At 35.3% G+C, this 12,059-nt stretch carries 12 protein-coding genes and 2 pseudogenes; 8 read left to right on the forward strand and 6 right to left on the reverse strand.

The window, feature by feature from the left end; all coding sequences use genetic code 11:
* Positions 1-31 precede the first annotated feature (31 nt).
* From ORL93_RS00255 to ORL93_RS00275, 5 genes and pseudogenes are all read left to right on the forward strand, one after another.
* Positions 32-313, forward strand: coding sequence for a cupin domain-containing protein (locus ORL93_RS00255; RefSeq protein WP_006095502.1), 282 nt, complete (start codon positions 32-34; stop codon positions 311-313).
* Positions 314-567: 254 nt separating this feature from the next.
* Positions 568-895 (forward strand): annotated as a pseudogene (locus tag ORL93_RS00260) (aldehyde dehydrogenase family protein); the annotation flags it as partial.
* Between the two features lie 34 nt (positions 896-929).
* Positions 930-2,285, forward strand: a complete 1,356-nt coding sequence (locus ORL93_RS00265) for an aspartate aminotransferase family protein (protein WP_003207872.1) — start codon at positions 930-932, stop codon at positions 2,283-2,285.
* 107 nt (positions 2,286-2,392) lie between these two features.
* Positions 2,393-4,012, forward strand: coding sequence for an amidohydrolase (locus ORL93_RS00270; protein ID WP_097794059.1), 1,620 nt, complete (start codon positions 2,393-2,395; stop codon positions 4,010-4,012).
* 53 nt (positions 4,013-4,065) lie between these two features.
* Positions 4,066-4,203: pseudogene (locus ORL93_RS00275) on the forward strand (hypothetical protein); the annotation flags it as partial.
* Positions 4,204-4,417: 214 nt separating this feature from the next.
* Here the strand turns inward: ORL93_RS00275 and ORL93_RS00280 are convergent.
* The 5 genes from ORL93_RS00280 to ORL93_RS00300 form a co-directional block, all read right to left on the reverse strand.
* Complete coding sequence (locus ORL93_RS00280) at positions 4,418-4,543, reverse strand: hypothetical protein (protein WP_265958400.1); 126 nt, start codon at positions 4,541-4,543, stop codon at positions 4,418-4,420.
* Positions 4,537-4,785: a hypothetical protein gene (locus ORL93_RS00285; RefSeq protein WP_265958401.1), complete on the reverse strand. Its 249-nt coding sequence runs from the start codon at positions 4,783-4,785 to the stop codon at positions 4,537-4,539. Before ORL93_RS00285 ends, ORL93_RS00280 begins: the two co-directional genes overlap by 7 nt.
* A 396-nt stretch (positions 4,786-5,181) precedes the next feature.
* Entirely contained in the window at positions 5,182-5,520 is a 339-nt protein-coding gene (locus ORL93_RS00290; RefSeq protein ID WP_265958402.1) for a hypothetical protein, read from the reverse strand.
* A gap of 24 nt (positions 5,521-5,544) precedes the next feature.
* A complete protein-coding gene (locus ORL93_RS00295; protein ID WP_257130776.1) occupies positions 5,545-5,838 on the reverse strand; it encodes a polymorphic toxin type 50 domain-containing protein in 294 nt (97 codons plus the stop codon).
* 322 nt (positions 5,839-6,160) lie between these two features.
* Complete coding sequence (locus ORL93_RS00300) at positions 6,161-6,952, reverse strand: arylamine N-acetyltransferase family protein (protein WP_018766195.1); 792 nt, start codon at positions 6,950-6,952, stop codon at positions 6,161-6,163.
* 597 nt (positions 6,953-7,549) lie between these two features.
* Here ORL93_RS00300 and ORL93_RS00305 point away from each other — a divergent pair.
* Complete coding sequence (locus tag ORL93_RS00305; protein WP_265958403.1) at positions 7,550-9,451, forward strand: endonuclease MutS2; 1,902 nt, start codon at positions 7,550-7,552, stop codon at positions 9,449-9,451.
* A gap of 6 nt (positions 9,452-9,457) precedes the next feature.
* A complete protein-coding gene (locus ORL93_RS00310; protein WP_098160634.1) occupies positions 9,458-9,985 on the forward strand; it encodes a GNAT family N-acetyltransferase in 528 nt (175 codons plus the stop codon).
* A gap of 69 nt (positions 9,986-10,054) precedes the next feature.
* Here ORL93_RS00310 and ORL93_RS00315 read toward each other — a convergent pair whose 3' ends face one another.
* Positions 10,055-11,020 carry a quinone oxidoreductase family protein gene (locus tag ORL93_RS00315; protein WP_018766198.1) on the reverse strand — a complete coding sequence of 322 codons (966 nt, stop codon included), beginning with the start codon at positions 11,018-11,020 and terminating at the stop codon, positions 10,055-10,057.
* Between the two features lie 137 nt (positions 11,021-11,157).
* Here ORL93_RS00315 and ORL93_RS00320 point away from each other — a divergent pair, with 137 nt between their 5' ends.
* On the forward strand, positions 11,158-12,048 hold the full coding sequence (locus ORL93_RS00320; protein WP_265958404.1) for a LysR family transcriptional regulator: 891 nt from the start codon (positions 11,158-11,160) through the stop codon (positions 12,046-12,048).
* Positions 12,049-12,059: the final 11 nt, after the last annotated feature.

A 12,059-nucleotide genomic window follows, 5' to 3' on the forward strand; every position in this document is an offset into this window, starting at 1 on the left:
AAATTACCAATAAGAAAGAGAGAGGAGTATCATGTTTTTTGCGAAAAAACTTACAGCAGAAGAAGCACAACAACTAGGTGTTGACACGTGGGAACTATGGGTAGGCGAACCAGATAAAGGAACGTGGCATCTAGAAGAACAGGAAGTTTTCTATGTGACAGACGGTGAAGTGTTTATTACTGTTGATGGAAAAAAGTATCATATTACAAAGGACTGGGTCGTTTCCTTGGCTAAGGACCTTGTCTGTGAATGGGATTGTCCAGTATTTTTGAAAAAGAATTATAAAATGAACCATGAGATCAATCTGAAATAATGTGAAATGAGAAGTGGGCAAATGCTAAGCAGACGACTGCTCCTGCGTATTTAATGGATAAGAAATTCAGAATAGTAAAGCGAAATGGAGATAAAGCCTAATGAACCAAAAAGCCGATATTGTTCTCTCAAGTAATGTTGACGAAATGTAGTGAAATTTATGCAAATAAGTTTACATACCGTCATATGAATGCGCTTTCTTTTGCGGATGCAATAAATACATAGGACGGTTATCTTAAAATAGGAGGTTTCACTATGGTAGTAATGAAAAATGTACAAACGTTGAAAAATTATATTGGCGGACAATGGATCGAATCCACAAACAAGTAAACAGGTTGAAGATGTACCAAATCCAGCAACAGGAGAAATCATTGCTCGTGTGCCGCTTTCGACTAAAGAAAACTTAGATAGAGCTGTAGCAACTGCTAAAGAAGCATTCAAAACATGGAGAAGGGTCGCTGTGCCTCGGCGTGCTCGTATTCTATTTCGCTATCAACAGCTATTGATTGAAAACTGGGAAGAGTTAGCTAAACTCGTTACCCTGGAAAACGGAAAAAGTTATAAAGAAGCTTACGGCTCGTTATTGAAAGAGTGATGTAAAATCATAAAAGGATAGAATGGAGTTGGTGATTGTGCAAACGACAGAACAAACACAAAATTTGCAAAAAGCAGATGAAAAGTACCTTTGGCATGCAATGAGAGGAGCAGCCCCTAGTCCAACGAATTTAATTATCACAAAAGCAGAAGGGGCATGGGTGACGGATATTGATGGAAACCGTTATTTAGACGGTATGTCCGGTCTTTGGTGCGTGAATGTTGGGTATGGTCGAAAAGAGCTTGCAAGAGCGGCTTTTGAACAGCTTGAAGAAATGCCGTACTTCCCTCTGACACAAAGTCATGTTCCTGCCATTAAATTAGCAGAAAAATTGAATGAATGGCTTGGTGACGAATACGTCATTTTCTTTTCTAACAGTGGATCGGAAGCGAATGAAACAGCGTTTAAAATTGCTCGTCAATATCATCAGCAAAAAGGTGATCATGGACGCTATAAGTTTATTTCACGCTATCGTGCTTACCACGGTAATTCAATGGGGGCTCTTGCAGCAACAGGGCAAGCACAACGAAAGTACAAATATGAACCATTGGGGCAAGGATTTCTGCATGTAGCACCGCCTGATACGTATCGCAATCCAGATGATGTTCATACACTGGCAAGTGCTGATGAAATCGATCGTGTCATGACATGGGAGTTAAGCCAAACAGTAGCCGGCGTGATTATGGAGCCAATTATTACCGGGGGCGGAATTTTAATGCCTCCTGATGGATATATGGCAAAAGTAAAAGAAATTTGCGAGAAGCATGGTGCGTTGCTCATTTGTGATGAAGTTATATGTGGATTTGGCCGGACAGGGAAGCCGTTTGGATTTATGAACTATGGCGTCAAACCAGATATCATTACAATGGCAAAAGGTATTACAAGTGCGTATCTTCCTTTGTCAGCAACAGCAGTCAGACGAGAGGTTTATGAGGCATACATAGGCAGTGAAGATTATGATCGCTTCCGCCATGTGAATACGTTCGGAGGAAATCCTGCTGCTTGTGCCTTGGCTTTGAAGAATTTAGAAATTATGGAGAATGAAAAACTCATTGAACGTTCCAAAGAATTGGGTGAACGACTGCTATATGAACTAGAGGATGTAAAAGAGCATCCAAACGTAGGAGATGTTCGCGGAAAAGGCCTTCTTTTAGGTATTGAACTAGTGGAAGATAAGCAAATAAAAGAACCGGCTGCCATTGAAAAGGTGAACAAAGTCATCAATGCTTGTAAAGAAAAAGGTCTAATTATTGGTAAAAATGGTGACACTGTTGCAGGTTACAATAATATTTTGCAGCTTGCTCCTCCATTAAGCATCACAGAAGAAGACTTTACTTTTATTGTTAAAACAATTAAAGAATGTTTATCTCAACTTTAACTAATTATTGATAAATCTTGTTAAAAAGCGGAATAGCATATCGAGAGATATAGCTTTAAATACTGAACGAATCACTCTAAAAGAGTAATTCCGAAAGGGCTGAGTTTATGAAAGCTGATGTTGTATTGATAAATGGAGAAGTTATTACAGTAGACCAAAAGAATACAGTAGTCGAAGCTGTAGCAATAAAAGATAATCGTATCGTAGTTGTTGGTTCAAATCAGGAGGTTAAGAGTTTTATAGGAGAAAAAACGGATGTAATTGACCTGCAAGGAAAAACGCTTCTTCCTGGATTCATTGATTCTCATATTCACCTCATTTCTCATGGGGTGAATCAGTTGGCGGTAAGTTGTAAAGCTGAACATATTGATTCTATCGAGGCTTTGTTAGATGACCTGAAAAAGAAAGCCTTAGAAACGCCTAAAGGTGAATGGATACGTGCTTGGGGCTTTAATGAAACCGCTGTGAAGGAAAAGCGTTATCCAACAATCGCTGAGCTGGATGAAATTTCAGTTGAACACCCGATTATTGTATCCCGTACTTGCAGCCATATAAGTGTGGTGAACAGCAAAGCATTAGAAATTGCGCAAATTAACGAGAACACACCGGATTCTAATGGGGGAGTTATTGAAAAGAATCAGGCAGGAGGGCTTACAGGAAAGTTAATTGAAGCAGCAAATATGGGGATGAGCGAGGTTGCAAGTTATACAGAAAGTGAACTGATGAAGGCTGTGAAAATTGCATCAGATCATTTCGTTGCAGCGGGCATAACAAGTATACATGAGGCAGGTGGATATGGCCCTGAGAGTTACCGTTTACTACAACAAGCTGTGAAGAGTAAGGATATTCGTGTCCGAATATATGCAATGATATGTCAGTTAAATAACTCCCATGAATTTGTTAATAAAATGGTCGAAGCTGGTGTGGTAACTGGTACCGGAGATGAGAGATTCAAAGTTGGACCAGCTAAATTGTTTACAGATGGAAGTAGCACCGGGCCTACAATTGCAACCCGTGAGTCGTACTCCAGTGACTCTAACAATTATGGCATTCTTTATTATAGTGAGGAAGAAATCTACCAGGTTTTAGGTGAAGCACATAAAAAAGGCTATCAAATCACTGTACATGCACAAGGTGATAAAGCCATTGAAATGTATTTAAATTGTGTAGAAAAGGCGTTGGAGGAATCACCAAGAAAAAATCACCGTCATCGGATTGAGCACGCGGGAATTTCTTCACCAGATTTACAAGAGAGAATGAAAAAACTCGAGGTGGTTCCTATTCCAAATCCTCCATTTCCATATGAATTCGGAGAGATATATGTACAACACTATGGTGATCGTGTTAATCACATGTACGCTGTTCGTGATTTTATTGATCGTGGCATCATGGCAGCAGGTGGATCGGACGCGCCAGTTACTGACTATAATCCTTTATTAGGAATTCATGTTGCTGTCAATAGAAAAAGCCAGTCTGGAATGGAGTTTGGTGCTAATCAATCTATAAGCGTAATGGAAGCTATTAAACTATACACCTGGAATGGTGCTTATGCGAGTTTTGAAGAAGAGATAAAAGGAAGCATAGAGGTTGGAAAGTTGGCGGATTTAGTTATATTAAATGACAGCATTTTAAGTGTCAACCCAAACCAAATTAAAGATTTAAAAGTAGAAACAACTATTATTGATGGTGAAATTATCTATCAAGAAGAACAATCAGTGAAAATTTAATATATCATAGTTTGCATACCACGTAACCCTTGTAATGTTACGTGGTGTTTGTTGGAACTGTAGATGCAGGATTAGGATTTACAATCGATGAAAAGGTAACTGTTAATGGATCACCACAGTACAAAGTACAAAATAGCAAGGGCAAAACATACTATGTAACTGCAAGTGAAGCTTATGTATATGTGAAGTAAGAGTTGCAAAGTAGCATCCACTTAAATAATAATTTTTAATTTAAATCAACAAAAGAGACCTCAAATGTGAGGTCTCTATTATTGGTTATTCTCCATCTGTACTTTCTCTTCACTTACTCCAGGCCAGGTAACATGGTTCATTGAAATATACAATCCCAAAGAAGACTTTTTCTTCAAAAAGTTCTTTTCTTGCCCTCAGAATCTAGCAAAATAGCTAGTCAAAAGAAAATTGTAATCTATCAACTTGTAAATAAACATATTGCCCCTCTAAATATTTGTAGTCTTCAAGTAAATCACTAGTTATAAAGAAACCAACATCTAAAACATTATTTTCTAACATTTTCCAAAAAGAATATAACTTCCATTAGAAATATTTTCTATTTTTAAAAATTTATCTTCTTTTTGCGTTTCTAATGTCAATGCGTCATTCACAAATATATCTATCTCAGCTTCGTATTCTTTATTTACAACAACTTCTTGAGGTGAAGCATTAAAACCTGTTACTTTTTGATTATTTACTAAAAAGTCTATTTCTTCTTCAATAATTGAATCAATTCTACATATCAATATCTTATTTTTCATTTTTTGACATCTATTCTACTGGATTGATAACAGGGATATTTTTACTATTATCCACTATTATCCAAAAAAGTTTTTCCACTTTCTACATGGTATGTTGTAATTTCCCCTAAATTATTAGTTCCTACAAACTCAAATTTAGCATAGCTTTAGCTTCTTGCTCTTTAAAGCCATTTCCTTTTCAATTTCAGCTTCACGAGATTTGTCATTATCGTGTTTAAAGTATAAGTCAAGTAATAAGTTTTTTAGGAACTGCAATTAATCTCGTACGTTTGTTATCTTCGTGGTCTTCTAATTCAAATATCGATTTACATTTCATTTAACTATAAAACTTTTTATAACTATAAAAAACCTTGAAAGGCTAAAAGCCGATCAAGGTCAAAGTTTAAATAGCGACTATTATTTATGTATTTCCCTTTCCCATACTCTCTTTCCATCAGCTAAAAATACTGCACTTGGTGGATCATCATAGAGGGAAATTTCAACCAATGAACCTTTCTCTTGTATTAACCAATTATATACACTGTCTTGGTTAGTAGTAGGATGGAATAAAATACTATTTACTTTAAATGCAGCTGCATCGTATTCTGTATAATTTATATCATCATCATCTAATCCATTGTCTGTTTCAAAAACTGTATCGAGTTCGCCAATTATCCTCAATCCACTTTTCCATTCTAGTATCATTTCACTATCTTCATATTTTATTAATGTTCCTATTAAAGAATCATATCCCATGTGCATCCTCTTTTCTTTTATATTTTATGGTCTTGCTGGTACTATATGAGCACCGTCTTTTCCGTAATGAATCATTCCTCTAGTAGTCTCAAGGTATTGACCAGTATCGCGGTCATAGTATTTTCCAATTGGTTTACCAAAGTCTACTCTTTCTTTTTTACCGTCTGGTAGTAGTTGACATTTCCCGGCAAACTTATCAAGCAATTCTTGTGCTGTTTTATTATCACCATAGAAGATACTTTTGTTTTTTCCATTTGCAACCTCTTGTTTGTAGTTAGGTGCATTAGGAATATGTTTTTCTTGAGCCCCAGCTTTCACTTTTATTGGGTAACCATTTACTTCACGGTATGGACCTTTAGGTACAGAATTTTTTCCATAAGAAGGTAATAGAAGAAATATAAAAAAGTGTTAGCAAGTTTGCAAACGAACTTGCTAACACCTATACGAAATAGATATAAAATAGCGCTGATATGTCACTTGGTAAATTGATAATAATTTAAATAGATAAAACGAATAAACATTCCTTAGAAAGCAAGACTTAGTATATTCTATATAACTATGAAATACAATAAATTGCAAAGACTCTCTGCTCCACGATAAAAAGTCTTGCCAGAAGCGACAAGACTTTTAAATTTGTAAACTATAATTGTATACCAAATGTTGCGTACAATAGGTCTGCATATTGTTCTTTTGTAATCTCTTCTTTACTCTGTTTTCCTTGCTTTGTTACTGTGAAACGATCTTTTGTTAGAGTAGCATGCCCATCAGAAGTTAGTTTTACGGTGAGAGGTACTTTATTAAAAGGAGAGTCTGTATGTTCTACAATTGTTTTTTGTGCTTCATTTAATTTTCTTTCATCAACTGCCTCTATATAAAATGCGTAACCTAATGCCCAATCTTGAGAAGAATCCTGATTTAGAAATTCATTATTTTTTTTCATCTCTAAAATATAGTTTCCCTTTGTAGTTGTTTCTTTTCGAATGCGATAGTCCCCAGTAACGGAATGAACAATCTCACCGGTGAAAGGAACCGGTGAAAGTGGAAGGTTTGAACCGAAACCGACTTCAATTAAATAAAATTCAGTATTATGTTTTAAAACAGTTGCCACATGCCCTGAATCAACAGCCCAAGTATTAGAAGCGGCATGATAAACTGTTCCTGATACTAAGTGAACATCAAAACCGCAATCTTTAAGGAAGTAATACATCGTTGGATTTAATTCGTAACAAAGGCCACCGCGGTTATGAACTAAAATTTTTTCTTGAAGGTTTTCTTTTGATATTTCTTTCACTGTTCCTTGAATAATATCCAAATTTTCAAATGGAACTGCTTGAGCCATTGCATGAAGGATTTCGTTTAAATCTTCAAATGAAATGGACTCTCTTTCTTGTATATTTAATCTGGAAAAGAATTGCTTTTGTAGTTCTGTCATGTGAATCGCTCCTTATCCATGTTACTTATATATAATTGTATCGAATGTTGAATAAGAAAACATCCCTAATACGTTGAATAAACAATTCATATATATACTTACGACTAAAGTATAATAAGAAGAATATTGTAAAGTATGGAACCTTTACTTCTGTCGTAACATATAGTATGATAATTTCAATAAATTAGATTTCAATGAACATAATTATAAATTAATGAGAGGTGCTTTTTGTGAGTGCGGTAGGTTCTAAATAGGAAAAAATTGAATGAAATAAATCTAATGAGAACAGGGGATTTTTATATACTTCTAACCCCTAACTTTGTCATGGATTTATTTCAAATAACCTATGAAGATACCTACAATACTTTATAAAGTGTGTAATGATTATGGGATAGCCATATGTTTTTTTGAGATGGTTTTATTTCCTTATATATTGCACAGGCCTTGTAAATGTAAAAAGCTGCGGTATCTACGCAGCTTTTTTGTGTTTATTTTTATCATATGAAAGTTATATTTAATTAAATATATCTCATTGAAATCTAATGGGTAGGTATCTTCATTTTTGATGTGAGTAAATCATAGTGAGGAGAATAGGAATTGAATAAAATGACTTTTGAAAAGTTGCAATATAACGAGTTAAAGGAAATAGTTAAATCGTATTGTGTGAGTGGATTAGGAAAACAATTGTTAAATAAATTGGAGCCAAGCGCAAGTATCAAAGTAGTGAAAAATCGTTTGAATGAAACAACGGAAGCACGGGCGATATTGGATGCAGAAGGGCATGTTCCTTTTTTCGGAATTTCTAATATCGATAGTACAATTCAAAAATTGGAAAAGGGAATGATTTTAGATCCAACCGAGCTAGTTAGTGTATCAGACTTTTTACGAGGGTGTCGAAAGGTTAAAAAGTTTATGCTGGATAAAGAATTTTTTGCACCAGTACTAGCATCATATGCGAATTCAATGTCTGAATTCAAAAGTGTGGAAGAAGAAATTAACTTTTCAATTAAAGGAAATAGTATTGATTCTGCTGCAAGCAAAGAATTAAAACGAATACGAAATAATATCGACTCCGTAGAGGGGAAAATTAAGGAACGTTTAAGCAAATTTTTAAATAGTAGTGCAAATAAGAAATATATTCAAGAGTTCTTCATTAGTAAAAAAGACGATCGATATACGATTCCAGTGAAAGCTTCCTATAAAAATCAAGTTGCTGGAACAATTGTTGAAGTTTCTTCTAAAGGCTCTACCGTTTTTATAGAGCCAAATACAGTTACAAAGTTAAACGTGGAACTAGCAAGTTTAAAAGCTGAAGAAGCGATGGAAGAATATCAAATATTAGCCACTTTATCTGGAATGATCTTAGAGGACATTTATAACATTAAGATTAATATGGAGCTGATTAGTCAATATGATATGGTGTTTGCAAAAGCGAAATTTAGTAAACATATTGGCGGGATAGAGCCGAAATTAAATGATTATGGGTATGTAAAGTTAGTTCATTGTAAACACCCATTATTAGCAGGTGAAGTTGTACCACTTCACTTTGAAATTGGACCAAATTACCGAAGCTTAATTATTACAGGGCCAAATGCTGGAGGGAAAACGATTGTTTTGAAAACAATTGGATTATTAACATTGGCGACAATGTCAGGATTGCACATCGCTGGAGACAAGGAAACGGAAATTGCTGTTTTTGAAAATATATTTGTAGACATTGGTGATAATCAAAGTATAGAAAATGCGCTAAGTACATTTTCATCTCATATGAAAAACCTTTCAGAAATCATGAGAGTATCAAATAATAATACACTTCTACTATTTGATGAAATAGGCAGCGGTACGGAACCGAATGAAGGAGCGGCACTTGCGATTTCTATTTTAGAAGAATTTTATCATATGGGTTGTACGACTGTTGCAACTACTCATTATGGTGAAATTAAACGCTTTTCAGAAATGCACAGTGACTTTATGAATGCGGCGATGCAATTTAATAGTGAAACATTGGAACCAATGTATAAGTTAATGATAGGGAAATCAGGAGAGAGTAATGCTCTATGGATTTCTAGAAAAATGAACGTGCGAGAAAACGTACTGCAAAGAGCGAAAGGCTATATGGAAAATAAAGAGTACCACTTAGAGCGAGTGAATGAAAGTAGACTGAGAAGGCCTAAGATTGTCAAGGAGAAAGCAGAAGAGAAGAATGAATATAAAAAAGGGGACCGTGTGAAATTATTAGACTATGATGACTTTGGAATTGTATATAAAGAAAAAGACAATTTCTTCAATATCGTTGTGTTTTATAATGCCCAATTCATTGAAGTAAACGTTAAGCGAATTTCTTTAGAAGTACAGGCAAAGGAATTATATCCAGAAGGGTATGATTTAGACACATTGTTTGTGGATTATAAAGAACGGAAAATGCAGCATGACATAGAGCGAGGATCGAAAAAAGCGCTGCGAAAAATTCAAAAAGAAATAAGAAAGAATAGAGGATAAGATGCTGTGAATATAAAGATTAGACAAGAACTTGAGAAAGATTATAACGGGGCAGAAGAGGTTGTAAAACAAGCATTTTTAAATGAAGCATTTAGCGATCAGAAAGCGCACGAACTTGTAAATCGTATCAGAAAATGTGATGCGTTTATTCCAGAGTTATCATTAGTGGCGGTAGATAAGGAAGTTGTTGGTCACGTTCTATTATCTAAAGTTAAAATAGTAGATGGTGATACATCTGTAGAGTCGTTAGCCCTTGCTCCAGTATCTGTTGTACCAGACTGCCAGAAAAAGGGAATTGGAAGTCTGTTGATTTCTCATGTATTAAGAAAAGCAAAAGAGCTTGGGTATCATTCAGTAATTGTGTTGGGGCATAAAGATTATTATCCGAAATTCGGTTTTAAACCAGCTAGCATATGGAATATATGTGCGCCATTTGAGGTGCCAGACGAGGTGTTTATGGCAATGGAATTAACGGAGAATGCTCTTCAAAATATACAAGGGATAGTACAATATTCGGAAGCCTTTTCTGAATAGAACGGAAAAAAGATAGCTAGAAGAAACCTTCTAGCTATCTTTTTAATTCTGATTTTTAAGTGGAAATTATCATGGTATCAATAAAATTTTCCCTGTACTTTTTCGATTTTCCAATAATCGATGTGCTTCAGCACCGTTTTCTAAAGCGAAAGTTGTTGGAGTTTGGATATTTAATTTTCCAGCAGTAATCCAAGCAAATAGTTGGCTTGAACGGTTTTTGCGTTCTTCATACGTTGTGAGTACGTTCCAAAGATCTCCGCCAGTCAATGTTTTTGAAGTATCCATCAACATTCGCGGATCAACAGGAGCAGGATCACCACCGGCCATTCCGTAAAATACGACGGTACCACCGATTTTTGTGGCTTTAAAGCTTTCTTCTAATGTAGAACCTATTGATTCGTACACAACATCTACACCATGTCCTTTTGTGACTTGTAGTATTTCTTCATGCCATGATTCTGAATATAAAAATACGCGGTCCGCTCCAGCTGAATAGGCTGCTTCTGCTTTTTCTTTAGATGAAGTAAGGCCAATTACTTGCGCATCTCTCATTTTTATCATTTGAATGAGAAGTTGACCAACTCCTCCAGCAGCCGCGTGAACTAAAACAAAATCACCAGATTTTACTTTATAGCTGTCTTGTGTTAAGTAATGCGCTGTTAACCCTTGTAATAAAACGGAAGACGCTGTCTCAAAGGAAATAGAGTTTGGGAGTGGAATCGCTTTTTCTTTTGGAACAGCTACTAACTCTGCATTTGCGAATGGTACATCAGCAAATGCAATGCGGTCTCCGATAGTAATATCGGTAACTTCAGCACCAATTTGCTCTACAATTCCTGAGCCTTCATACCCTAATATATAAGGTGGTTTACCAGCGAGATGATAGTCACCTCTACGTCTATATATATCAGCAAAATTTAAGCCGATTGCTTTTGTGCGAACAAGAATTTCATTTGGATTTATAATTGGGTCTGACACTTCTTGATATTTTAATACATCAGCATTTCCGAATTCCTTGAAACAAAGTGCTTTCATATGGAATACCTCCAATTTGTAAGGTGCATGAATATTGTTTGTTAATGGTTCTTATCATACAATACATATATCAATAGGAAAAGAGGATTATTTCGATGAAATCAATCGGAAATATCGATTGAAAAGAGGGAATGATATTGGAAATAAAACAATTAATTACATTTAAAACCGCTGCGGAAAATTTGAATTTTACGCAGACTGCAAAGAAATTAAATTTTGCTCAATCGAGTGTGACTGCTCAAATAAAAGCATTGGAAGCTGAGCTTGGCACACCACTATTCGAACGATTGGGGAAACGTCTCTTTTTGACTGAAGCGGGAAGAAAGTTTCAACTATATGCGGATAAAATGATTGCGTTAAGTCATGAAGCAAAAATGGCTCTGAAAGGTGATGAAGAAATATCCGGTACGCTAGTTATTGGTGCTCAAGAAAGTCAATGTACATATAGGCTTCCTTCAATTTTAAAAGAGTTTAAGACGCAATTTCCTCAAATAAAACTTATATGTAAGCCTGCTCATTCGAATGAAGATGTGAAGGAGCAACTGATGGAAGGAAAATTAGATTTAGCCTTTATTTTAGATGAATGTAAGGCAGAAGATGCTTTACATGTAGAGTCGTTGGTTCGAGAAAAATTAAAAATAGTAGTATTTCCTAATCATCCTTTACTTGAGAAATCTATAATTTCTACAAAGGATTTTGAAAGTGAGACACTTTTATTAACAGAGCTTGGTTGTTCCTATCGTACTATATTTGAAGAACTATTCCGTGCAGAAGACGTATATCCTGTAAACAAAATTGAGTTTGTTAGTGTGGAAGCAATTAAGCAATGTGTAATTGCGGGCTTAGGCATAGCAATTTTACCAGCAATGGTAGTAGAAAAGGATATACAACAGGGTACAATGAAAGAGTTAGTCTTAGAGAATACAATTTCTCCTATTTTTACACAAATTGCTTGGCATAAAGATAAATGGATCACTGCGCCATTGCAGCAATTTATAGAGGTAACAAGAGTGTCAATAGAAAAGTAAAATAGAACAAG

Origin of the sequence: Bacillus sp. DHT2, assembly GCF_026241455.1 — a bacterium.
GTDB lineage: Bacteria > Bacillota > Bacilli > Bacillales > Bacillaceae_G > Bacillus_A > Bacillus_A pseudomycoides.